This window comes from Gaetbulibacter sp. M235 (assembly GCF_043876835.1).
GTDB lineage: Bacteria > Bacteroidota > Bacteroidia > Flavobacteriales > Flavobacteriaceae > Yeosuana.
In genome coordinates, this window is record NZ_JBAWJZ010000002.1 from 366,692 (window position 1) to 391,068 (window position 24,377).

At 30.1% G+C, this 24,377-nt stretch carries 18 protein-coding genes; 11 read left to right on the forward strand and 7 right to left on the reverse strand.

All coding sequences use genetic code 11. The features are described 5' to 3' along the window. Positions 1-2: 2 nt before the first annotated feature. From V8G69_RS04400 to ric, 4 genes are all read left to right on the forward strand, one after another. Positions 3-1,244: a nitrous oxide reductase family maturation protein NosD gene (locus tag V8G69_RS04400; RefSeq protein WP_394880594.1), complete on the forward strand. Its 1,242-nt coding sequence runs from the start codon at positions 3-5 to the stop codon at positions 1,242-1,244. Beyond that, positions 1,241-1,951, forward strand: coding sequence for an ABC transporter ATP-binding protein (locus V8G69_RS04405; protein WP_394880595.1), 711 nt, complete (start codon positions 1,241-1,243; stop codon positions 1,949-1,951). The genes V8G69_RS04400 and V8G69_RS04405 overlap by 4 nt, the downstream gene beginning before the upstream one ends. Beyond that, entirely contained in the window at positions 1,944-2,726 is a 783-nt protein-coding gene (locus V8G69_RS04410; protein ID WP_394880596.1) for an ABC transporter permease, read from the forward strand. The genes V8G69_RS04405 and V8G69_RS04410 overlap by 8 nt, the downstream gene beginning before the upstream one ends. A 98-nt stretch (positions 2,727-2,824) precedes the next feature. After that, on the forward strand, positions 2,825-3,547 hold the full coding sequence (ric, locus tag V8G69_RS04415; RefSeq protein WP_394880597.1) for an iron-sulfur cluster repair di-iron protein: 723 nt from the start codon (positions 2,825-2,827) through the stop codon (positions 3,545-3,547). 58 nt (positions 3,548-3,605) lie between these two features. Here ric and V8G69_RS04420 read toward each other — a convergent pair whose 3' ends face one another. Together V8G69_RS04420 and V8G69_RS04425 are read right to left on the reverse strand one after the other, a co-directional pair. Next, positions 3,606-6,236, reverse strand: a complete 2,631-nt coding sequence (locus V8G69_RS04420; RefSeq protein ID WP_394880598.1) for a glucosidase — start codon at positions 6,234-6,236, stop codon at positions 3,606-3,608. A 217-nt stretch (positions 6,237-6,453) separates the two neighbouring features. Continuing rightward, a complete protein-coding gene (locus tag V8G69_RS04425; protein WP_394880599.1) occupies positions 6,454-7,443 on the reverse strand; it encodes an aldo/keto reductase in 990 nt (329 codons plus the stop codon). A gap of 253 nt (positions 7,444-7,696) precedes the next feature. On the opposite strand from V8G69_RS04425, the gene V8G69_RS04430 reads away from it, so the two are divergent. From V8G69_RS04430 to V8G69_RS04445, 4 genes are all read left to right on the forward strand, one after another. Continuing rightward, on the forward strand, positions 7,697-9,349 hold the full coding sequence (locus tag V8G69_RS04430; protein WP_394880600.1) for a sodium/sugar symporter: 1,653 nt from the start codon (positions 7,697-7,699) through the stop codon (positions 9,347-9,349). A gap of 434 nt (positions 9,350-9,783) precedes the next feature. Further along, entirely contained in the window at positions 9,784-12,165 is a 2,382-nt protein-coding gene (locus tag V8G69_RS04435; protein ID WP_394880601.1) for a PAS domain S-box protein, read from the forward strand. An 11-nt stretch (positions 12,166-12,176) separates the two neighbouring features. Further along, positions 12,177-12,581, forward strand: coding sequence for a response regulator (locus tag V8G69_RS04440; RefSeq protein ID WP_394880602.1), 405 nt, complete (start codon positions 12,177-12,179; stop codon positions 12,579-12,581). After that, the gene (locus V8G69_RS04445) at positions 12,578-14,170 is read left to right on the forward strand and encodes a PAS domain S-box protein (protein ID WP_394880603.1); all 1,593 of its coding nucleotides are present in this window, start codon (positions 12,578-12,580) and stop codon (positions 14,168-14,170) included. Before V8G69_RS04440 ends, V8G69_RS04445 begins: the two co-directional genes overlap by 4 nt. Before the next feature lie 362 nt (positions 14,171-14,532). Here V8G69_RS04445 and V8G69_RS04450 read toward each other — a convergent pair whose 3' ends face one another. The 4 genes from V8G69_RS04450 to V8G69_RS04465 all read right to left on the reverse strand — a co-directional run bounded on the left by V8G69_RS04450 (position 14,533) and on the right by V8G69_RS04465 (position 18,378). Then, positions 14,533-14,682 (reverse strand): SsrA-binding protein, encoded by a 150-nt coding sequence (locus V8G69_RS04450; protein ID WP_394880604.1) that lies wholly within the window; start codon positions 14,680-14,682, stop codon positions 14,533-14,535. A gap of 509 nt (positions 14,683-15,191) precedes the next feature. Continuing rightward, positions 15,192-17,003 carry a M56 family metallopeptidase gene (locus tag V8G69_RS04455; RefSeq protein ID WP_394880605.1) on the reverse strand — a complete coding sequence of 604 codons (1,812 nt, stop codon included), beginning with the start codon at positions 17,001-17,003 and terminating at the stop codon, positions 15,192-15,194. Between the two features lie 2 nt (positions 17,004-17,005). Next, positions 17,006-17,365, reverse strand: coding sequence for a BlaI/MecI/CopY family transcriptional regulator (locus V8G69_RS04460; RefSeq protein ID WP_394880606.1), 360 nt, complete (start codon positions 17,363-17,365; stop codon positions 17,006-17,008). Positions 17,366-17,538: 173 nt separating this feature from the next. Further along, positions 17,539-18,378, reverse strand: coding sequence for a hypothetical protein (locus V8G69_RS04465; RefSeq protein WP_394880607.1), 840 nt, complete (start codon positions 18,376-18,378; stop codon positions 17,539-17,541). 164 nt (positions 18,379-18,542) lie between these two features. Between V8G69_RS04465 and V8G69_RS04470 the strand changes: the two genes are divergently transcribed. Then, a complete protein-coding gene (locus V8G69_RS04470; protein WP_394880608.1) occupies positions 18,543-19,490 on the forward strand; it encodes a calcium/sodium antiporter in 948 nt (315 codons plus the stop codon). 79 nt (positions 19,491-19,569) lie between these two features. Here the strand turns inward: V8G69_RS04470 and V8G69_RS04475 are convergent, their stop codons facing one another. After that, positions 19,570-20,595 (reverse strand): glutamine synthetase beta-grasp domain-containing protein, encoded by a 1,026-nt coding sequence (locus tag V8G69_RS04475; protein WP_394880609.1) that lies wholly within the window; start codon positions 20,593-20,595, stop codon positions 19,570-19,572. A gap of 271 nt (positions 20,596-20,866) precedes the next feature. Here V8G69_RS04475 and V8G69_RS04480 point away from each other — a divergent pair, with 271 nt between their 5' ends. Next, the gene (locus tag V8G69_RS04480) at positions 20,867-23,053 is read left to right on the forward strand and encodes a glutamine synthetase III (protein WP_394880610.1); all 2,187 of its coding nucleotides are present in this window, start codon (positions 20,867-20,869) and stop codon (positions 23,051-23,053) included. Between the two features lie 128 nt (positions 23,054-23,181). Next, positions 23,182-24,360, forward strand: a complete 1,179-nt coding sequence (locus tag V8G69_RS04485) for an AIR synthase related protein (protein ID WP_394880611.1) — start codon at positions 23,182-23,184, stop codon at positions 24,358-24,360. Positions 24,361-24,377 lie beyond the last annotated feature (17 nt).

A 24,377-nucleotide genomic window follows, 5' to 3' on the forward strand; every position in this document is an offset into this window, starting at 1 on the left:
ATATGAAATTATACTTTCAATATAGTGTTTTATTTGTTGTGATTTTATTATCACAAGTAGTTGACGCGCAACATATTGAAGTGTGTAAAGATTGTGAAACCAAATCACTGAAAGAAGCTATTTTAAAAGCTAAAGATTATGATACAATTCTTGTTAAAAAGGGCATTTATAAAGAATATAATATCCAAATAAATAAACCTCTAACGATTATTGGCGAAAATTATCCAGTTATAGATGGTGAATTAAAAGGAGAAATTATCACTATCGTTTCAGATTATGTTAATGTGGATGGTTTGCATATTATTAACGTAGGTACAAGTTATACTGAAGATTATGCGGCCATAAGAGTAAAGCGAAGCAAACATTTTGAAATAAAAAATTTAGTGCTTGAAAAATTATTTTTTGGCATCTATCTAGAAAAAGCCGAAGATGGTAAAGTACTTAACAACAAAGTAATTGGACAGGCCATTGAAGAGCATAATTCGGGAAACGCTATTCAATTATGGTATAGCAAAAAAATCAGTATTCAAAATAACATTGTACAACATGTTAGAGATGGTATTTATTTAGAATTTTCAGATGATTGCATTATAAAAAATAACGTAAGCACCAATAATCTTCGTTATGGTTTGCATTTTATGTTTTCAAATAATGATATATATGAAAACAATAAGTTTTCTAAAAACGGTGCAGGAGTTGCAGTTATGTTTTCAAAAAAAATAAAAATGTATAACAATGTATTTAAGGAAAATTGGGGTACAGCTTCTTATGGTTTGTTGTTAAAAGAGATTAATGATGCAGAAATTTTGGGTAATACTTTTGAAGAAAACACTATAGGTATCAATATAGAAGGTTCAAACAGAATTGTATATAAAAACAACGATTTCATTAATAATGGTTGGGCCATAAAAGTTAGAGGTGCTTGTTATACAAATCAATTTTTGGAAAATAATTTTTTATATAATTCTTTTGATATTTCATATAACAGTAATATAAATGACAATGTTTTTGATAGAAATTACTGGAGCAATTACACTGGTTACGATTTAGATAAAAACGGCATTGGCGATGTGCCTTACAGACCAGTAAAACTGTTTTCTTATATTGTAAATAGAACACCAGAAACAATCATTTTACTTAGAAGTTTATTTATTGATATTATTGATTTTTCTGAAAAAGTGTCTCCGGTTTTCACACCAGACAACCTAATGGACAACAATCCTTTAATTAAAAAAATACCATGATTAATATTCAGAATCTACATAAAAAATTTGGAAAAAACATTGTGCTTAGCGGTGTAAATCTTGATATTAAGGAAGGAGGGATTTTCGCGGTTCTTGGTCCGAATGGTTCTGGGAAAACAACCCTTATAAAATCAATTTTAGGAATGGTAATTCCAAATAAAGGAACCATTAATTTACTAGGAAAAAGCATTAAAAACAATTCAGATTACCGAAATAAGATTGATTACCTGCCACAAATAGCAAACTTTCCAAATAATTTAAAAGTGAAAGAGCTCATTACCATGATTAAGGATTTAAGAGGTAATAAAACAACACATGATGATGATTTGATTAATCAATTTAAACTTCAACCATTTCTAGATAAAAAATTAGGAAACCTTTCAGGAGGCACTAAGCAAAAAGTCAATCTGGTTTTAACGTTTATGTTTGATAGTCCACTAATTATTTTAGATGAACCAACATCTGGATTAGATCCTATTTCGTTGTTGCGCTTAAAAGATTTAATTCAATCTGAAAAAGCTAAAGGAAAAACCATATTAATCACATCTCATATTATGAGTTTTGTTGAAGAAATATCTGATGAAATAGTTTTTCTGTTAGAAGGACAAATTTATTTTAAAGGAACAATTAACGAGCTTAAAGAAAAGACCAACCAAACAGATTTCGAACATGCCATTGCATCCATATTAACAGAAAACCATGCTTAAGATATTAAAATATAGTTTTTACGATTTAATGCGTAGCCGATGGAGTTACGTATACTTTGCCTTTTATTTATTACTAAGCATTGTCTTGTTGTTTTTAAATAATGATCTCTCAAAAGCGGTCATAACTTTAATGAACATCATCATTGTTTTAGTGCCTTTAATTGGAACTATTTTCGGAGTAATGTACTACTATAATTCCAAGGAATTTACTGAGCTTTTATTAGCTCAGCCTTTAAAGCGTTCCTCAATATTTTTGGGTCAATATTTAGGTGTTGCCTTTTCATTATCAATGAGTTTAATTTTGGGGTTGGGGTTGCCCTTTATTTTTTATGGATTATTTAAATCTAATGCTATTTGGGATTTTTCTCTATTGATCATTACTGGTACCTTTCTCACATTTATTTTCACTGCACTGGCATTTAACATAGCCTTGTCAAACGAAAATAAAATTAAAGGATTTGGCTATGCTATCTTGTTATGGTTGCTTTTAGCCATCATATATGATGGTATATTCTTGATGTCTCTTATCCTTTTTGAAGATTATCCGTTAGATAAATTATCATTAGTAGGTACCATGTTAAATCCAATAGATTTATCGAGAACACTTATTTTGTTAAAGTTAGATATTTCAGCTTTATTGGGTTACACCGGAGCTGTTTTTAAACAATTTTTCGGAACAAATTTTGGACTAATTGTGTCCTTTATCATGTTAACACTTTGGGTCATTTTTCCCGTTTTCAGAATTGTTTACAAATCAAAAAGAAAAGACTTTTAGAGCAATAAAATTTAATCAAATAAAAATTTAAATAATAAACTCTTTCAAAATTTAAAGAATAAAAAACCAATAAAAAAATCATTTAATATAAATTAATCATGAATACAATAGATAACAAAACAGTAGCAGAAGTAGTTGCCGGAAACATTAAAACAGCACATATTTTCAAAAAATTTGGTATAGATTTTTGTTGTGGTGGAGGAATCACCATAGAAAAAGCTTGCCAAAAAAAGAACCTTGATTATTCTCAAATCAAAGAAGAATTATTGAATGTAGATGAGGCTTCTAAAGCTTATAATTACAATTCATGGAATCTTGATTTTTTAATCGATCATATTATAAATGTTCATCACAGTTATGTTAAAGAATCAATTCCATTAATTCTACAATATTCAAACAGAGTAGCAGAAGTTCATGGACATCATTATACTGAAGTCATTGAGATTAATAAACTTTTTAATGAAGCAGCAAACGAACTATCCTCTCATTTGAAAAAAGAAGAAAATGTTTTATTTCCATATATAAAAAACCTATTGCATCTAAAAAATGAAGAACAGCCTTTAAGTCCTCCACCGTTTGGTGATATTAATAATCCAATAGCAATGATGGAATCAGAACACGAATCTGTTGGAGATATTTTTAAGGAAATAGCAAGGTTAACTAATAATTATACGCCACCACAGGAAGCCTGTAATACATTTAGAGCACTTTATTCAAAACTAGACGAGTTTGAACAAGATTTACATCAACACATTCATTTAGAGAATAATATTTTACATCCAAAGGCAAAACAATTAGAAAAAGATTTATTAGTTAATTGATTTTATCCAGTCGAGGTCACAAATTAAACCCCAGTTATACTGGGGGTTTTTGTTTAAACTATTTAGATTTTTCTTCTAATTCCATAATTAAATTGGCTATTAAAGCTGTCCACCCTGTTTGATGTGAAGCACCAAGACCTTTTCCATTGTCGCCATCAAAAAATTCATAAAACAAATGTTGATTTTTAAAGTGCTCATCTTTTGAATACACCTTATTTGGATCGTCTGAATGATATTGAAATTTACCTTCTTTATTTCTTTCAAAAAGCTTGATCAATCTTTTTGAAAGTTCGTTGGCAATTTCTTGTAAATTATATTTTTTTCCAGAACCAGTAGGGAATTCATAAACATATTCTGGCCCATAATACTTGTAATACTTACGTAATGATTGAATTATCATGTAGTTTAAGGGAATCCAAATTGGGCCTCTCCAGTTAGAATTGCCTCCAAACATATTGGAACGGCTTTCACCAGGTTCGTATTGTATTTGATGATGTCCGTAGTGTTGAAACACAAAAGGATGTTTTTTGTGGTATTTTGAAAGTGAACGAATTCCATAATCTGATAAAAATTCATTTTCATCTAACAAGCGTTTTAATAAGTGCTCTAACCTAAAAGCGCGCATGATTGAAAATAAATAATCTCCATCTTCATTTGTTTTATCTAAATTTGAAATTAAAGATGCTAGGTCTGGTCGTGTTCTTATAATTTCATTCGCTCTAATTCTAAATTCTTTTAATTCTTCAAATAAATCCTTGTTAATAATCTCAACCGCAAACATGGGAATGACACCTACTAAAGATCTGACTCTTAATCTCTCAGCAGCACCATTATTCATTTCTACTACATCATAATAAAAATTGTCTTCATCATCCCAAAGCGAAATGTCTTTTTTACCAATATGGTGCATTGCCCAGGCAATATTTAAAAAATGCCTAAAAAACTTGGCAGCAGACTCTTCATAAGTTTTATTGGTTTTTGCAAGTTCTAAAGACATACGTAACATGTTTAATGTAAACATTGCCATCCAGCTAGTAGCATCAGCTTGCTGCATCCTTGTAATACCTTGAGGCATGTGATTGCGATCAAATACACCTATGTTATCCAAACCTAAAAATCCACCTTCAAAAAGATCTGTTCCACTTTTGTCTTTTTGGTTTACCCACCATGTAAAATTGATTAGGAGTTTTTGAAATGCTTTTTCTAAAAAATCAGTATCTCCTTTTCCTTTCAGTTTTTTATCCTTTTCATAAACTGTCCAAACTGCCCAAGAATGTACAGGTGGATTAACATCACTAAAGTTCCATTCATATGCTGGGATTTGTCCATTAGGATGCATATAGCTTTCTTGTAATACTAACAACAGTTGTTCCTTGGCAAAAAACGGGTCTATTTCCACAAACGAGGCCATATGAAATGCAAGATCCCAAGCGGCATACCATGGATATTCCCATTTATCTGGCATTGATATAACATGTCTGTTGGTAAGGTGTTGCCAACTAAAATTTCTTGGGTTTGACCGATTTGGTGTTGCTTCCCCTGGACCTCCAAAAAGCCACTTAAAAACATCATTATAGTAAAATTGTTTTGTCCATAATAATCCTGAAAATGCACTTTTAGCAATTGCCTGGTGTTCTTTAGGTATATCGCTCTTTATTTTTTCGCTATAAAACTCTTCGCATTCATTTATTCTTTTTTCAAATACAGCATCAAAATCTGTCCAAGGGTTTTGTAATTTATTTTTACTTAAACGAACCTTTATAACCTTTTCTTGACCACCTTTAAGTTTAAATTTATGCCAAACAGCCAGCTTTGAACCATTTTTTTCTGGATTCACAGTTGGTTTTCCATCAACAACATGATCATTTATGCCATCTTTAACATAATCTGTTTCGTTTGAGAAATTATAAATGTGTTTGTTGTTAGTTTCGTTTTCACAAAATAGCTGTTTTCCATTTTCATGATAAAAATAGTATCTACCGTTTCTAATACTTCTAGATTGTACACAATCATCTGCTATAGATTTCATGTTTGGGCGTGAAAAACGCTTGTTATGTTTCCAGAAATTTCTAAACCAAAGATGTGGAAGCACATGTATTTCAGCCTTTTTTTTACTTCTGTTTACCACAGTGATTTTCATAAGAATATCATCAAAATCAGCTTTTGCATATTCTATAAAACAATCAAAATACCTATTTTTTTTAAAGCAGTTTGTATCTAAAAGCTCATATTCTTCCTGCTCTCGGTTTCGGTTGTTATTGTTTGTAACCAAATCGGCATAAGGAAATTGTTTTTGTGGATATTTATAGAGGTATTTACAATAGGAATGTGTTGGTGAAGATACTTGATGAAAATAGAGTTCTTTAACATCTTCACCATGATTGCCTTGATTATTGGTAAGACCAAACAGGCGTTCTTTTATAATAGCGTCTTTGCCGTTCCAAAATGCTGGAGCTAGACATAATATTTCTCTTGAATCGCAAAAGCCTCCTATGCCTTCTTCTCCCCATCTATACGCATTGCTTCGAGCCCTTTCATGATTTACAAACTCCCAAGCATTTCCATGTTCGCTATAATCTTCTCTGACTGTTCCCCATTGTCTTTCTGCTAAATAAGGCCCCCATTTTTTCCAATTTTTGTAACTGTCAGAAATGGCTAATCTTTCTGCTTCAGAACCTTTGTTAATCATATGTAAATGTTATATAGTTGGATGTTTTTTAATTGGGTTTGAAGTAAAAATAAGTTTTTTTTTCGCAAATGGTTATTCAAGCAATTAGTATTGCTTAATTAACTTTTTTTTACAAGAATTCTTTTATTATCTCTTAAAAAAAGGGTCATTATTTGATGAAGTCTTATTAAGCTCAAATGAAAAAAGATAAAAAAACTAACTGTAGTTTTAATTTGTGTCAGTTTAAAATATTGTCTATTAATTTTAATTCTTCTGATGTAAAATTGAGATTGTCTTGAATGGCTACTGCTTCTTCAATTTGAGAGACTTTACTTGCGCCAATTATTACTGATGTAACTCGTTTGTCTCTTAAAACCCAGGCTAAAGCCATTTGAGACATTTTTTGACCACGTTTTAAAGCAATGTCATTCAGTTTTTTAACTTTTTCAATTTTATCTGGTGTTAAATCAGAATTTTTTAAAAAGCCATGAGACTTTGCAACTCTGGAGTCTTTAGGAATATCATTCAAATACTTATCAGTAAGTAAACCTTGAAAAAGAGGGCTGAAAACCACAGAACCAACGCGATTTTTTTCTAAAGTATCAAGAAGCCCTTCTTCAACAGACCTGTAAAACATACTATATTTTGGTTGATGAACTAAACAAGGCGTTCCTAAGGATTTTAGAATATCAAAAGCAATTTGTGACTGCTCTGGACTATAGTTGGAAATTCCAGCATAAAGTGCTTTTCCAGAACGTACAATTTGATCTAAAGCCATCATGGTTTCTTCTATGGGAGTGTTTGGGTCTGGGCGGTGACTATAAAAAACATCAACATACTCAAGCTTCATGCGTTTTAAACTTTGATTGCAACTTGCTATTAAATTTTTTCTGGAACCCCATTCTCCATAAGGGCCAGGCCACATTAAATAACCTGCTTTTGAAGAGATAATCATCTCATCTCTATATGATTTTAAATCATTCTTTAAAATAGAGCCAAAAGTAATTTCAGCCGAACCAGGTGGCGGCCCATAGTTATTAGCTAAATCAAAATGAGTAATACCTAAATCAAAAGCTCTTAGAACCATAGTCCTGGAATTTTCAAAAACATCAACACCACCAAAGTTATGCCAAAGGCCTAGTGATATTTTAGGTAATAGGATGCCGCTATTTCCGCAGCGATTATATTGCATCTCATTATATCTGTTCGGATTTGCTACATAGCTCATAATAATATTTTGATTTTTAAAAATTAACTAATTTGTTTATTCAAAGCTAAATGAATTGTTTCACTTTTTGAATAAATTAATTAAAAAATAAACTTATTAAAATTAATTATGAAGATGATTTTTTGTGAAGTTTGCAGGACCTTATATTTATTGATTAATTCTTTCATTTATAAAAAATAATATTAGATTTACAATTCTTAAATTTTAAAATTTTACTAAGAAAAAACTAAATTAATTATATATAACACAAACTATGACTACACATTTTGAATTTTGGGATTACTTTATATTCGTAGCTTACGCCGTTTTAATATTAGGTGTAGGGTTATGGGTTTCTAGAGATAAAGCAGGGCACCAGAAAAATGCAGAAGATTATTTTTTAGCAAGTAAATCTTTACCATGGTGGGCTATTGGAGCTTCACTTATTGCAGCAAATATATCTGCAGAACAATTTATAGGAATGTCTGGTTCTGGTTTTGCATTGGGGCTTGCAATTGCTTCTTATGAATGGATGGCAGCTATAACTTTAATAATTGTTGGTAAATACTTTTTGCCCATTTTTATTGAAAAAGGACTGTATACCATTCCTGAATTTGTTGAACAACGTTTCTCGACAAACTTAAAAACTATTTTAGCGGTATTCTGGATTGGTTTATATGTGTTTGTAAATCTAGCTTCTGTTTTATATTTAGGGAGTCTGGCTTTAGAAACTATCATGGGAATACCAATGGTGTATGGCGTAATAGGTTTATCCCTATTTGCCGCAGCATACTCATTATATGGAGGTCTTTCAGCGGTAGCTTGGACAGATGTAATTCAGGTAATCTTTTTAGTTTTAGGAGGATTAGTAACAACTTATATAGCTTTAAATACAGTTTCTGATGGAGAAGGTGTTATTTCTGGCATTAAAACAGTGTACGAAGCGGCTCCAGAAAGATTTGCCATGATTTTTGATAAATCAAACAAATATTATGATATGTTACCCGGTGTAGGTGTTTTAATTGGTGGTATGTGGGTTGCTAACTTATATTACTGGGGTTTCAACCAATATATTATTCAAAGAACCTTAGCAGCTAAATCATTAAAGGAATCTCAAAAAGGTATTTTATTAGCAGCTTTCTTAAAATTAATTATTCCGTTAATTGTAGTAATTCCTGGAATAGCTGCTTATGTTATGATTAATGATCCTGAGATTATGGCTAGATTAGGAGAGTCTTCACTCCACAACTTGCCATCTTTAGAACAAGCAGATAAAGCTTATCCATGGTTGTTACAATTTTTACCAACTGGTATGAAAGGTGTGGCATTTGCAGCCTTGGCAGCTGCTATTGTGTCTTCACTGGCATCCATGTTAAATTCTACTTCAACTATTTTTACAATGGATATTTATAAGCAATATATTAACCCAAATGCGGGTGATAAAGCTACAGTTAATGTAGGTAGAATTTCGGCAGCTGTTGCTTTAGTTATAGCTTGTATTATGGCACCACTTTTAGGAGGTATAGATCAGGCATTTCAGTTTATACAGGAGTACACGGGTATTGTAAGCCCAGGTATTTTAGCAGTATTTATGTTAGGTTTATTCTGGAAGAAAACAACCAATAAAGCAGCAATAGTTGGCGCATTGTCATCTATTCCAATTGCTTTATATTTTAAAGTGGCTCCAAACGGATGGTCAACAAGTTCATTTTTTGTGAATGTTCCATTTATGGATCAAATGGGTTATACTTTGTTGTTAACAATGGCAGTAATAGCTCTTGTTAGCTATTCGCAACATAAAGGTGCTGATGATGAGAAAGGAATCCCAATTACTAAAGAATTATTCAAAACCACACCATTATTTAATATTGGTGCTTTTGCAGTTATGATTGTTGTTGCAGCTTTATATGCGGCATTCTGGAACTAATTTAAAACTTAATTTGCATAAAAAAGGGGTTGAAGTTATTCACCCTTTTTTTTATTTTATAAATTTTTTAATTTTTTTTGAAACCTAACAAAAATCATATTTTATAATATAATCATTATGTTTCTTTGTAATGTTATTTATTGGTTGGTTGATAACAAAAAAGGGGAGTAGTTCTGAAAAAGAATTGTTCTCTTTTTTTTTCTTTATTTCTTTTTCTTTCTTATATATAGCACTAGTAAATCTATTACAAATATCTACTATATATAACGTTTTTAATTTAGACAGAAGTTTGCAGATATGATTTAAGTCATAGTTATCTCGCGTGCAAACAACTTATTTTGCTTTTTAGAAATTATTTAAGATTTAGTCTCTCCTAAAATTAACGTAAATCCGTTTTTAGTAAATCTTTAGCTAAATAATATTGTTCAGTTAAAATGGGAAAATTAATATCTCAAGTAAAAAAATTAAGATTTCAAGCTAGAATCAATATTGCATTTTCGTTTCTATTATTCACAACGCTTTTAGGTGGTTATGCGCTTTATATAATGAATAATTCAAACAACAACAAGGAGCAATTTTATAATCATCCTTTAGTTGTTAATAGAGCTATAAATCAGTTAAAAGGCAGTGTGATAAATATTAATCATTGGTTAGGTCATTATGTAACTGAAGAAACTAATGAGGAAATATATAGGTTGGGCAAAATAATTATATTCAATGATAGTATAGCTTTAAATTCAATTGAAACCATTGAAAGCCATTATTTAGGAAATCCATCTGATGTTGATAGTCTAAAAATTACTTATCAAGATTTTAGAAATTTTGATGAACATATTCTTTTTCTTAAACAAAAAAATGATATCCCACAGGCTCAAGATTTATTAAATCAATTACATGAATCTAAAATAAATAATGTATTATCTAAAGCAGAAATCATTTCAAATTTTACTCAATATAAAGCTCAAGAATTCTTTGGTAATGTTTTGAAAAGAGAAAATGAGAGAATACACTATTTTTGGATAATCATTGCTTTTTTTATTCTTTTAGCTCTTTTCTTAACATATTATGTTTCCAGAAGTATTACTAAACCCATTAAAAAATTTGTTAATGATTTACAACCATTATATAAAAGCGAGAATGTTGTTGAAATAATAAACCTAAAAAAAATAAATGAAGAAGAAATACTTACTATAACAGCCAATGAACTTAAAACCGCTTATCAAAGACTTGATGATTTTAAATTAAAACTTGAAAAAAAAGTTAAGGAACGTACCAGAGCATTTAAGGAAAGTGAAGCAAAATTCAAGTTGTTATTTGAAAAATCAAATGATGCTTTACTAATTATTAAAAATGAAACATTTATTGATTGTAATGATGCTACCGTTACAATGCTTGGTTATAAGTCAAAGAAAGAGATTTTGCATAAGCATCCGTCTGAATTATCTCCAAAAAAACAGCCGAATGGACAAGACTCTTATGAGTTGGCAATAGAGAAAATGCATCGCGCAATGAAAGAAGGTTCTCAAAGATTCGAGTGGATTCATAGAAAGGCCAATGGCGATGATTTTCCTGTAGAAGTACTGTTAACAGCAATAGTAAACAAACCAAATGAGGAAATTATCTATTGTGTTTGGAGAGACATTACTGAGCGTAAAAAAAAGGACTTAGAAATACTAGAAGCAAAAAATAAAGCTGAGCAAAGTTGGAATTACCTTGAAAACATTGTTAATAATATAGGAGATGCAGTTTTAGTTAAAGATGAAGAAAACAGATTTGAATTGGTTAACAATGCCTTTTGTAACATGTTAAAACTAGAACGCCAACATATAATAGGAAAAACACTGGCAGAAAATGTTGCACCAGAAGAACAGGAATTTTTTCTAAAAATTGACAAACAAGTATTAACAACCGGAGAAGAAAGCATTAATGAAGAAACATTGACTTTAAAAGGTGAAGATATAAAAACTATTTTAACACGAAAAACAAGGTATGTAGATAAGGATGGTAATAAGTTTATTATAGGAGTAATACGAGATTTTACCGAAAGGAAAAAAATGGAGCTAGAGCTTATTAAGGCCAAAGAACGTGCCGAAGAAAGTGAACAGTTAAAATCGGCTTTTCTAGCAAATATGTCTCATGAAATAAGGACACCTATGAATGCCATTCTAGGATTCTCCGATTTATTAAATGATAATGAGTTAGATCAAGAAAAAAGAAGTGAATTTATAAAGCTGATTAACGAGGCAGGAAATAGGTTATTACAGATCATTTCAGATGTAGTAGACGTTTCAAAAATTAATTCAAATCAATTATTAATTGAATTAGACACTCATAACCTGAACGAAATTATTGATAATGTATATCTTCAATTCTCAATTCAAATAAAATCAAAAGAAGTTCATTTAGAAATTTCAAAAGCTTTAGATGATACACTTTGCTATATTAAAACTGATAAAACCAGAGTTTTTCAAGTGTTATCAAACCTTATTGAAAATGCTTTAAAGTTTACCCACAAAGGATTTGTGCATTTTGGTTACACCATAGAAGATAATATGATAGCATTTTTTGTTGAAGATACGGGTACAGGCATTTTAGAAAAGGATAAAGAATCAATCTTTCAAAGATTTAATCAAGGCAGTCATGAATATACAAAAGCTTCAAAAGGAAATGGTTTGGGGTTGGCCATTGCAAAAGGTTTAGTTGAACTTTTAGGAGGCTCTATTTGGATAGAAAAAACATCTCTGGCAGGAACTAAATTTGTTTTCACAATCCCATATGTAAAAGCAGATAAAGAACAATTTACAAATCAACTTTAAATCAATTTGTTATGGATAAAGATAATTTAAAGATTACTGTTTTAATAGCAGAAGATGAAGTTACAAATTTTATCTACATAAGGGAAGTGCTTAAAGCTTTCAATTTAAATATTCTTCATGCCGAAAATGGATCGGAAGCCGTTAAAATGTTCAAAGAAAACAAAGATACTATTGATTTGGTGTTGATGGATGTAAAAATGCCCATAATGGATGGCTATCAAGCAACTTTAGAGATTAGAAAAATAAACTCAACCATACCTATAATTGCTATTACTGCTTATGCTTTAGCAGAAGAAGAAACAAGAGCTATGAATGCAGGCTGTAACCAATACGTTTCAAAGCCGGTTTCAAAACAAACATTATATGATATTATTTTAAGTTACCTTGACATACAAGTTAAAAGCAAGTTACTATGAAAAATGAAGAGAGAACCACGGAACAGCTTTTAGCTGAAATTAAGGCATTAAAACAGAAAGCTTTTGAAAATGAACTGTTCAGTAATTCAATCATAGATTCTGCTATAGACGCTATCATAACTATTACAGAAAAAGGTAATATTACATCTTGGAATAAAGCGGCACTTGCCATGTTTGGCTATGAGTCCGATGAAATTATAAATAAAGATATTTCTCAAATTATACCAGACAAGTATCAACAACATATTGGGGTACAAAGGTTAATTAAAATTTGGTTGCAAAATATAACAGGAAAGACAACAGAATTTATTGCCAAAAAAAAAGATGGAACAGAGTTTCCCATAGAGCTTTCAGTTTCAAAATGGGAATCTGAAAATAGCATTCAAATTACAGGTATTATAAGAGATATTTCAGAACGTACAAAGTCATATAATGAGTTGCAAAAACTACACTCAGCACTTAAAAAATCACAAGAAATTGTGTTCATGACAGATGTTGATGGCTTTTTTTCCTTTGTAAATGAACAATTTACTATCATTTATGGATACGAACCCCAAGAGGTCTTAGGAATTAAAACCCCCAGAATACTTAAAAACCCTAAAGAGAATAGAGATTTTAAATCATTTTGGGAAACCCTTATTAACAAACAAAGTATCCATACCAAACAATACACCAATATAACCAAGTTTGGAGAAATTATTGATGTGGAAGGGTCTGCAGATCCAATTTTAGACAGAAATGGTAACATCATTGGTTTTTTGGGCATTCAACGAGATATAAGGGAGCGTTTAATGCATATAGATAATTTAAAAATTGCTTTAGCCAAAGCCAGAGAATCTGATAAGCTGAAATCTGAGTTTTTATCAAATATATCACATGAAATTAGAACACCTTTAAACTCAATTATAGGGTTGTCCAGTTTAATTGATAGAGATACATCTCTTGATGATATTATGGAGTTTAATGAAATTATAAATTCAAGCGGAGAACATTTGCTAGATATTGTTGATAACCTTTTTGATCTATCATTAATAGAATCAAACCAATTAAAAGTGTTAAAAAAAGAAACAGATATAAATTCTGTATTATTTGAAATTGATAGTTCAATGAGAGCTAAACAAGCAAAAAACAAAAAAGACCATTTAGATTTCAATTTAATAGTAGCACCAGAATATAAAAATATCAGAATAAAAACTGATAAAAATAAACTCATTAAAATTTTTAATTGCCTTTTAAATAATGCCTTTACTTTTACTGAAGAAGGTTATATAAATTATGGTTTTTATCTTTTTCAAGTAGATGAAAAACCTATGTTGAAATTCTTTGTAGAAGATACAGGAATAGGCATTCATGAAGATAGTCAAAATTTTGTTTTTGATTTATTTAGACAAGTAGATGGTTCATTTACAAGAAAGTATGAAGGCATGGGGATTGGTCTAGCTACAGCTAAAAAATTAACTGATTTATTAGGCGGAAATATTTGGGTCAATTCTGTTTTAGGTAAAGGAAGTACATTCTTTTTTACACTACCCATAGAAGAGGAAATCTGTTTGAGTGAAAAGAGCAATGATTTAGAATCTGCAAGCTAAAAATGAAGAGAAGACTGTTTGAATTTTTGAGAAGTAACTTAGAATTAATAAACTTTCAGGAAGTATTAAGCTCACATTATTTTTAAAGATCGATTTTTAATCGACGAAATACTATTTTTTAGGATTAAAAAAACCTTTTTTACTTAAAAACTATTAGTTATTATGTTTTTAAGTATTTGTAAATCATAACTTTAGTGTATAAATAACTCCAACCCTTCTAAGTTGTGAAACAAAAAATACGTTAAGTATGGTCTGTCATCCTTAACAAATGCCACATGCCGGAAAGAAGGTTCTTCTATTTGAAATAGATAGTGATGGAAGCAGAAAAGAATATACTAAATAGTCAGCCAACCCATGATAAATTAAATAGCTCTGATAGTAACATAATACCGCCAACCTATAATGGCTAATTGAAGTTTTGTGGCTTTACTTAAATCCAACTGTCTTTTTGAATAACTAGGAAAAATAATCTTATTAATCTTCGCTAAAATTTTAAATACTTGCTTTTGCATTCTGTAAAATTAGTAAAACTTATTCTAGACTAAGTTCTACTATTTTTGAATTTTACATAGAAATAATAATATCGATGAAAATTAAAGCAAGTGTAATCATGTTTTAAGATTTTAGAGGTTAATAAATTAGTTTAATTTTTATTGTATTTTGAAGATATAAAATAAGTAATATTACTTCCAAAGGATTTTTAATAAATCTATAAACTTTAATGCCGTTTTATAACTAAAAAAATGATATTTATTACAATATTTCAATTTAAATCTTCAATAAAGTTTTAAATTGAAATACAAAAGTATTTTATAAGTTACAATTTGTAATTATTGTAGATTGTTTTTGTAGTTGTTTTGTTAAGTGTAGAGGTCTTTGATTTAAAAATCACTAACTTTTTACAATATCATCTTTAATTATTTTTTAATACAGAAATAAAAAGCTTTTAATTACATAAAAGCAAAAAAAGGCTGAACTTAATTTGTTCAGCCTTTTGTAAGATATATAATTTAGTTTAGTTTTATTTTTTTAAGGTAATTTCAACAACCCCATCTTTCCCTTTGTCTCCATATTTTTTAGTAGCACCATCACCTTTTAAAACGCTCACTGATTCTATAGTATCGGGTTCTATATTGCTCATTTCTTCTTGAGAAATTTCTTTTCCATCAACTAAAAACAAAGGTTCTTTTCCATCTGTTGAAACTATTTTTACAGTTTCATGGCCTGCATTTTTAATCATAACTTTTTTGTCATCAGTGTCTTCTGTAGTCCAGGTCATATCATTGTTATCTCCATCAGTTTTAACAGTAACTTTATATAATTTTTTACCCCCTTTTTTTCTTACTAATGTTGAATCTTCGTCTGAATTAAAGTGAATCATTTTTACTTTATGCTTTTTCAAGATTTTTGAAGTGTCTCCATCTTTTAAAACAAAGGTTTTAATTTCAATATCATCAGAATCGTCATCATCTGAAGAAATAACAAAAACATTATTATCAGAATCTGAATTATTTATTTCATGCTTTTTACCATCTTTTGAAATAAAAACCATTTGATGTTCTTTTTTTAAATGGCCGTTTCCAATGGATATATTTTTGCCATCTTCATCTACACTAATTTTAATAGGACTAATTGCCTCATCAGTATTTGTGCTATAATTTGCGTTTGATGATTTTGAATTTACTTCAATTTTAATGGCAGTAATTTCACCTTGCTTATTACGTTTTACATCTTTAATTTTTAATATGACTCCTTCATTTTTAAACTTTGTTTTTAACTTTTCAAAGTCGCTATCTGAATAATCTTTGGTAATAATAACTTCTAAACTAGAAAATGTTAATTCAGGTTTTTTTGATATTAAGTTGTTTAATAAAGGTTTAACAATAGGATTACTTACTGTCTCTGGTTTAAGAATATTAAGTAATTCATTAAAAACCGGAAGTTCTTCAGGAGAATTTGAATTTGTTGGAGCTAATTTTTTTTCAATAATAACTTCTTTAGTATTAAAGCTCATTAAAAATAATACCAATACAGGAATGATTAAAGCAAACTTTAATAAATTGATTTTTTTTGATTTTGATTTGTGTAACATAACGATTCGTTTTTTGATTAATGAATTATAAAAATTATTGGTTAAAGCCAATTGATGAGTTGGCATACTTGTTTTTAATAACGTGTATTGGTAACTTTTTTTGCAATTAGAAAAGTTTATAGCAGTTTTATCGGCAATAAACTCCAGGTTTTGTTTTAAAGCTTTATTGTAAAACCAAATGAACGGATTAAACCAAAATACAATGCAAGCAAGTTGTGCTAATAAAATATCAAAGGTGTGATATTGTGATGCATGCACTTTTTCATGAGTGATAATTTGTTCTAATTCTGAGTCGCTAAATTGCTTTGGATTATAAACTATATAGTTAAAAAATGAAAAAGGCAAAACAGCTTTGTTTGTTTTTATAAAATTATAATGCTCTACCTTTTGTTTTTTACTATTTACTATCAATGGTAATAATGATGTTATTTGTAATATAAATCTCAAACTAAAAACAACAATACCTAATAAATACATAGTGTTTAAAAGAAATAACACATCTAATGGATTACCAGTTGGTTTTACTGCAGTATCATCTTCAACAAAAACAAGATTTTCTAAATTAATTGCTGGTTGTTCTACATAAATTGGTATAACTATTAAAGGAATGAAAACAGCTGTAATTAATCCAGTTAATAAGAACAATCTGTTTTGCTCGAAAAAGGTATCGCGTTGTAAACAGATTTTATAGCAAGCATAAAAAATTACGATAATGGCACTGGCTTTTAATAAGTATTCCATGGTTAGTTGTTTTTTTCAATTAATGCTATAATCTCTTTAAGTTCTTCAACGCTTATTTTTTCTTCCTTAGCAAAAAATGACACCATGTTTTTATAAGAATTGTTAAAGTAGTTGTCTATAGCTAAATTCATAAAGCGTTTTCTGTAGTCTTCTTTACTTACAATAGGGAAATATTGATGAGTTTTTCCAAAAGCATGATAACCTACGTAACCTTTGTCTTCCAAATTCCTGATTATAGTTGATAAGGTGTTGTAATGGGGTTTGTCCTCTTTTATTTCTGCTAATACATCTTTTACAAAAGCTTTTTCAAGCTTCCATAAAATATGCATGATTTCTTCCTCTTTGTTTGTCAACTTTTCCATACCAATAACTTAAAATACTTTTTAACTTTCTTTTTACTTTTTTAAGCAAAACAAACGTATAACTATTTTTATAGTTATACAACTAAATCTGTAGTTATTTAACTAAAATTTAAGTTTTATAAATAAAAAAGACGCTTCAAAGCGTCTTTTGAGTAGCAATAAAAAGCGTAAAATTACTTGGTTGTAGCAATAATAGCTCCGTCTTTAGCTTTATCGCCATAAAGACTTATAGCTGTTTCTGGTTTTAGCATATCTACAACTTTAAGTTTGTGTTCTTCTTCTAAACTTTTTAGTTTTTTAAAATCTGATTCTTTGCCATCAATAACAATTAGCTTATTTACTTTTGGGTCGTCAATGAAATTATAAGTTTTGTTTGAGTTATCTTCTGAATCAAAAAACCAGGACAATCCATTAGGATTCATGCCACTTGATTGCAACTGTTTTTTCATTTGTTCTCTCAATTGGTCAATAGTCATGTTTTGTCCGTTAAAGAAGAACGAATTGTTGTCATCATTAAAAAAGTCATCAAAATTAAAATTTCCAAAAGATTGAAAATTTTGACCTACAATAGAATCGTTTTCAAAACCAAACGGAAGCATATTAGGTTGATTAAAAAAGCCTAAAGCTCCATTTTCGGTTTTACTTTGAGAGATAAAAAGTAATCCATTCTTTCTTCCAAATGTGATTTGAGCAATTGGCATATTGCTAGATACTCTGCTTGTTACAGTTTCACTTTTACCATCATTAAGTTCAATGCTTAAACCTGTGACTTCATTTAAATCATTCCTTTCAATGTTTGAAAAAGTAGCCGTTATGTTATTTTCTTTAAGCATACTTTTAATGTCATTAAATTCATCTGAAGTTGTTGATTTGTCAATGGTAACAATAACATTATTTTCTTTTGCAATCTGTGTTTTCGTACTTTTATGGGCAAAACTTTTAAAAGAAGCAAAACACAAAGCAACAATCATTACCAGGCTTATTCCTAGTTTTAAAACTTTTTTGGTTTTCATAATTATTCCTTTTTTTAATCTTCTATATAAAATTATTACATATTAAGATTTACTTAAAAAGTTTAACTAAACTTTAAAATGAAAACTTGTTAAACTGTTAATAAATGTGAAATTTTATAATAAAGAAAAAGTTTGAAATAGTATCTTCGCATAAAAGAATTTTTATGAGTATTGTTTTGGTAATTTTAGGATTTATCCTATTAGTAGTAGGAGGAGAATTTTTAGTTAGATCTTCAGTTGCAATCTCTTTTAAATTTAAAATTTCCAAAATGGTCATTGGTATGACTGTGGTGTCTTTCGCTACATCAGTGCCAGAATTGCTTGTAAGTTTACAAGCAGCTTTAACAGGTTCTCCAGCAATAGCAATAAACAACGTGGTTGGGTCTAACATAGCCAATATTGGTTTGGTATTAGGTTTAACGGCTTTGGTGGGAACCATTGTAGTTGATAAATCTTTTTATAAAATGAATTGGCCAGCAATGATGATATTTTCCATTGTTGTGTATTATTTTCTTTATAATGACAATTTTTTAAGTGCTGTTGAAGGTGCTATTCTCTTTGTTGGGATTATTCTCTTTGTATTTATATTAATAAAACATTCTAAGAAAGATACTGCTGTATCGATAGAGGTTGATGAAGCTTTGAGTGTGATTTCTAACTTTAAAATAGTTGTTTGGTTGCTAATTGGTGCATGTGCTTTGTATTTTGGAAGTGAATGGTTGGTAGATGGTGCTAAAGAAATAGCTATTTCGCTTGGTGTAAGTGAAGCAGTTATAGGTGTATCATTAATAGCTATTGGAACTAGTGTGCCAGAACTTGCGGCATCTATTATTGCAGCGGCAAAACAGGAAAAAGCTATATCATTAGGTAATTTAATTGGTTCAAATATTTTTAATATTGGAACGGTTTTAGGTTTAACAGCAATTATTAAGCCTATACCAGTTACTGAACCTCAAATTCTATCTAACGATATTTTTTGGATGCTCGGTTATGCGTTTATATTGTTGCCTTTGGTGCTTATGAAAAAGAAGTTTGAAATTTCAAGACTTAAGGGATTCTTTTTGGTATTTGGTTATAGCATTTTTATGATAATTATATTTTCTAAAAAATAGAAATGAATTTAAGTAAATAAAAAGAGCTCACAAATTATGTAAGCTCTTTTTATTATGAACAATTTATTCAGTATAATTATTAAACCTTAGCGGATTTAACAGTTTTAATAATTCTAGCTGCAATTTTGTATGGATCTCCGTTTGATGCTGGACGACGATCTTCTAAGTATCCTTTCCATCCTTTAGAAACAGTGTAGATTGGAATACGGATAGAAGCTCCTCTGTCTGAAATTCCGTAAGAGAAATCATGAATAGAAGCAGTTTCGTGTTTACCAGTTAAACGTTGGTCGTTAAACTCACCATAAACAGCTATGTGCTCTTCTACAACTGGTCTAAATGCCTCACAAATTTTATCATATATTGCTTTATCTCCACAAGTTCTTAATGTTGTGTTAGAGAAGTTAGCGTGCATACCAGAACCATTCCAGTCTAATTCTTTTCCAAGAGGTTTAGGGTGGTATTCAATATAGTAACCATATTTTTCAGTTAATCTGTCTAATAAATATCTAGCAACCCAAATTTCATCACCAGCTTTTTTAGCACCTTTTGCAAATAATTGGAATTCCCATTGTCCACAAGCAACTTCTTGGTTAATACCTTCAAAATTTAAACCTGCTGCGATACATAAATCTGCATGCTCTTCAACAAGATCTCTACCGTGTGTATTTAATCCACCAACAGAACAATAGTACATACCTTGAGGTTTTGGATAACCACCTCTAGGGAATCCTAATGGTAATTCGGTTTCAACATCCATGATAAAATATTCTTGCTCAAAGCCAAACCAGAAATCATCATCATCATCATCGCTAATAGTTGCTCTACCATTTGATACATGAGGAGTTCCATCAGGATTTAAAACTTCTGTCATTACTAAATATCCATTAATGCGTTCTGGGTCTGGATAAATAGCTACTGGTTTTAAAACACAGTCAGACGAACCTCCTTCAGCTTGCTTTGTAGATGATCCATCAAAAGACCAATTACCTATTTCTTCCAGAGTTCCTTTGAAATTTTCGTGCTCCTCAACTTTAGTTTTGCTTCTCATGTTTTGAGTTGGGTAGTAACCATCCAACCAAATGTATTCTAATTTAATTTTTGCCATAATGAATATTTTATAGATGAAAAAATGATAATAATGGCAAATATAATTTTTTCTGTATTCACTTTAAATTTATAGGGGTATTTTAATGAATACTGATGTTATTTTTATTTATACCCCATTTTTTTAGGGTATCTATTAAAAAAAGAATAGTTTTTTATATAAAAATTGAAAAATTGTTAACAAGAATTTTTTTAAAACATGTCTTTATAGGTTTTTGATGATTATTTTTGTTGTGATATTAATAAACTAAATAATTTTAAATACACACACAATGTCAACTTTAAGATTTTACTCAATTAAAAAATCTATGTCTCATTCTCCAATTCATATTGAAGAAAAGGAAAAGAGATCTGATTTATTTGGAAAAAATGTTTTTAATGAATCTGCAATGCGTCAACATTTATCAAAAGATGCCTATAAAGGAGTTATGAGTGCCATTGAACATGGTACAAAAATAGATAGAAATATTGCGGATCAAGTAGCGTCATCAATGAAAGATTGGGCCTTGTCAAAAGGAGTAACCCATTATACGCATTGGTTTCAGCCATTAACTGGAATAACGGCAGAAAAACATGATGCGTTTTTTGAAACAATAGGTGGAGGTATGTCTGTTGAGAAATTTGGAGGCGATCAATTAGTACAGCAAGAACCAGATGCATCAAGCTTTCCAAGTGGTGGAATAAGAAACACATTTGAGGCAAGAGGATATACGGCTTGGGATCCAACATCTCCTGCATTTATTTATGGAACAACTTTATGTATTCCAACAATATTTGTGGCCTATACAGGAGAAGCACTTGATTATAAAACGCCATTATTAAGAGCGCTTCATGCGGTTGACGATGCAGCAACTGCTGTTTGTAAATATTTTGATAAAAATGTTAAAAAAGTATCATCATCATTAGGTTGGGAGCAAGAGTACTTTTTAATAGATAAGGCTTTAGCATCATCCCGTCCAGATATAATTCTTACAGGTAGAACTTTATTAGGGCATTCTTCTGCAAAAGGGCAACAATTAGATGATCATTATTTTGGTTCTATACCCAACAGAGCTTTAAATTTTATGCGTGATTTAGAAAAGGAATGTATGTTATTAGGTATTCCTGTTAAAACACGTCATAACGAAGTGGCACCAAATCAGTTCGAATTGGCTCCTATATTTGAAGAAGCCAACTTGGCTGTTGATCATAATTCTTTATTAATGGATATAATGGGTCGTGTTGCTTCTCGTCATAATTTTAAGGTTTTATTGCATGAAAAACCGTTTGCAGGTGTTAATGGTTCTGGAAAACATAACAACTGGTCATTATCAACCGATACTGGAATTAATTTATTAGGTCCGGGAAAAACACCAATGAGTAACTTACAGTTTTTAGCCTTTTTTATTAATACTATTAAAGCTGTTAATGATTACGAAGAGCTTTTAAGAGCAGCAATAGCATCTGCAAGTAATGATCACAGATTAGGAGCTAATGAAGCGCCTCCAGCTATTATTTCAGTGTTTATTGGTGAGCAATTAACAAAAGTATTGGAAGAACTTGAAGGTGTAACTTCGGGTAAATTATCTCCTGAAGAGAAAACAGATTTAAAATTGAATGTAGTAGGGAAAATCCCTGATGTGTTACTGGATAATACCGATAGAAACAGAACATCACCGTTCGCATTTACAGGTAATAAATTTGAATTTAGAGCTGTTGGTTCATTAGCAAATTGTGGAAATCCAATGACGGTTTTAAATACTATTGTAGCTAAACAATTAAAAGATTTTAAAGTTGAAGTGGATGCCTTAATTGATAATAAAGGGTTAAAGAAGGATGAAGCTGTCTTTAATGTTTTGAGAGAATATATTAAAGCGTCTAAAAATATTCTGTTTGAAGGAAATGGTTATAGTGAAGCTTGGGCGGTAGAAGCTAAAAAAAGAGGCTTAAGTAATAATAAAACCACTCCTGAAGCTTTGAAAGCAAGAATTTCTAAAAAAGCTATTTCACTTTTTGAAGAAATGAACGTAATGAGTAAAGTTGAAACTGAGGCTCGCTATGAAATTGAAATTGAAGAGTATATCATGCATATTCAGATAGAGGGTCGTGTGTTAGGAGATATAGCAAGAAATCATGTCGTGCCTACAGCAGTTAAGTATCAAAACGTTTTAATAAAAAATGTAAAAGGGTTAAAAGATATTTTTGAAGAGAAATACCATAGCGTATCTCAAGAACAGATTAATTTAATTGAAGAAATTTCTAGTCATATTGAAGGTATCAATTCAAAAGTAACAAAGATGACTAATGAAAGAAAAAAGGCAAATGCCATTGATAATATAGAAAAAAAGGCACATGCATACTGTTTTAACGTAAAGCCATTATTTGATGATATTCGCTATCATTGTGACAAGTTAGAATTACTTGTTGACGACGAAATTTGGCCACTTACAAAATATCGTGAACTGCTATTTACTAGATAAAATATAATGATATCAAAGAAAAGGCCTGTTTAACAGGTCTTTTTTAGTATTAATAAATTCAATAATAAAAAGTATAAGTAAAAAGTAAACAATCCTTACTTTTGCAACTCAACACACAAAATATATTAATGAGTCAAGAAATTAGTAAACGTTATGCGCTTAGAGGTGTTTCAGCTTCAAAAGAAGATGTTCATAACGCTATAAAAAACGTTGATAAAGGACTTTTTCCTCAAGCTTTTTGCAAAATTGTTCCAGATTACTTAACAAATGATGACGATTATTGTTTGATCATGCATGCTGATGGAGCTGGTACAAAATCGTCTTTAGCTTATATGTATTGGAAAGAAACTGGAGAAATTTCGGTTTGGAAGGGCATTGCTCAAGATGCCTTGATTATGAATATTGATGACTTATTATGTGTTGGAGCAGTTGATAATATTATGTTGTCGTCAACCATCGGGAGAAATAAAAATATTATTTCAGGAGAAGTTATTTCGGCAATAATTAATGGAACGGAAGAACTTATTTCAGAGTTAAAATCATTTGGAGTGACTATCCACTCAACTGGAGGAGAAACTGCAGATGTTGGAGATTTGGTTAGAACAATCATTGTGGATTCTACAGTAACGGCAAGAATGAAACGTAGCAATGTTATTAATAATGCTAATATAAAAGCAGGCGATGTTATAGTTGGTTTATCATCTTTTGGACAAGCTACTTATGAAAAATCGTATAATGGTGGCATGGGTAGTAATGGATTAACTTCAGCCAGACATGATGTTTTTAGTAAATATTTAGCTGAAAAATATCCTGAAAGCTTTGATGCTTCTGTACCATCAGATTTAGTGTATTCAGGGAATGTTAAATTGACCGATAGTGTTGAAGATTCTCCTATAGATGCTGGGAAATTGGTATTATCACCAACCAGAACCTATGCGCCAATTATAAAAGAAATATTATCTAAATATAATAGCGATTCTATTCATGGAATGGTTCATTGTTCTGGTGGAGCCCAAACCAAAATATTGCACTTTGTAAAGAATTTGCACATTATAAAAGATAACATGTTTCCTGTTCCGCCGTTGTTTAAATTGATTCAGGAGCAATCAAAAACAGATTGGAAAGAAATGTATCAGGTTTTTAATTGTGGACATAGAATGGAATTGTATGTAACTCCTGAAATAGCAAACGACATTATTGAAATACCCAAATCTTTTAATGTTGATGCCCAAATTATTGGAAGAGTTGAAAATTCAAATAAAACAGAACTTACAATAAAAAGTGAGTTTGGAGAGTTTAAGTACTAATTTTTTAACTTTAAGAT

What these genes read in the sequence shown, in the direction of transcription:
- V8G69_RS04400 (WP_394880594.1), top strand. Translation starts at nt 3, where the DNA reads ATGAAATTATACTTTCAATATAGTGTTTTATTTGTTGTGATTTTATTA.
- V8G69_RS04405 (WP_394880595.1), top strand. Translation starts at nt 1,241, where the DNA reads ATGATTAATATTCAGAATCTACATAAAAAATTTGGAAAAAACATTGTG.
- V8G69_RS04410 (WP_394880596.1), top strand. Translation starts at nt 1,944, where the DNA reads ATGCTTAAGATATTAAAATATAGTTTTTACGATTTAATGCGTAGCCGA.
- ric (WP_394880597.1), top strand. Translation starts at nt 2,825, where the DNA reads ATGAATACAATAGATAACAAAACAGTAGCAGAAGTAGTTGCCGGAAAC.
- V8G69_RS04420 (WP_394880598.1), bottom strand. Translation starts at nt 6,236, where the DNA reads ATGATTAACAAAGGTTCTGAAGCAGAAAGATTAGCCATTTCTGACAGT.
- V8G69_RS04425 (WP_394880599.1), bottom strand. Translation starts at nt 7,443, where the DNA reads ATGAGCTATGTAGCAAATCCGAACAGATATAATGAGATGCAATATAAT.
- V8G69_RS04430 (WP_394880600.1), top strand. Translation starts at nt 7,697, where the DNA reads ATGACTACACATTTTGAATTTTGGGATTACTTTATATTCGTAGCTTAC.
- V8G69_RS04435 (WP_394880601.1), top strand. Translation starts at nt 9,784, where the DNA reads ATGGGAAAATTAATATCTCAAGTAAAAAAATTAAGATTTCAAGCTAGA.
- V8G69_RS04440 (WP_394880602.1), top strand. Translation starts at nt 12,177, where the DNA reads ATGGATAAAGATAATTTAAAGATTACTGTTTTAATAGCAGAAGATGAA.
- V8G69_RS04445 (WP_394880603.1), top strand. Translation starts at nt 12,578, where the DNA reads ATGAAAAATGAAGAGAGAACCACGGAACAGCTTTTAGCTGAAATTAAG.
- V8G69_RS04450 (WP_394880604.1), bottom strand. Translation starts at nt 14,682, where the DNA reads ATGCAAAAGCAAGTATTTAAAATTTTAGCGAAGATTAATAAGATTATT.
- V8G69_RS04455 (WP_394880605.1), bottom strand. Translation starts at nt 17,003, where the DNA reads ATGGAATACTTATTAAAAGCCAGTGCCATTATCGTAATTTTTTATGCT.
- V8G69_RS04460 (WP_394880606.1), bottom strand. Translation starts at nt 17,365, where the DNA reads ATGGAAAAGTTGACAAACAAAGAGGAAGAAATCATGCATATTTTATGG.
- V8G69_RS04465 (WP_394880607.1), bottom strand. Translation starts at nt 18,378, where the DNA reads ATGAAAACCAAAAAAGTTTTAAAACTAGGAATAAGCCTGGTAATGATT.
- V8G69_RS04470 (WP_394880608.1), top strand. Translation starts at nt 18,543, where the DNA reads ATGAGTATTGTTTTGGTAATTTTAGGATTTATCCTATTAGTAGTAGGA.
- V8G69_RS04475 (WP_394880609.1), bottom strand. Translation starts at nt 20,595, where the DNA reads ATGGCAAAAATTAAATTAGAATACATTTGGTTGGATGGTTACTACCCA.
- V8G69_RS04480 (WP_394880610.1), top strand. Translation starts at nt 20,867, where the DNA reads ATGTCAACTTTAAGATTTTACTCAATTAAAAAATCTATGTCTCATTCT.
- V8G69_RS04485 (WP_394880611.1), top strand. Translation starts at nt 23,182, where the DNA reads ATGAGTCAAGAAATTAGTAAACGTTATGCGCTTAGAGGTGTTTCAGCT.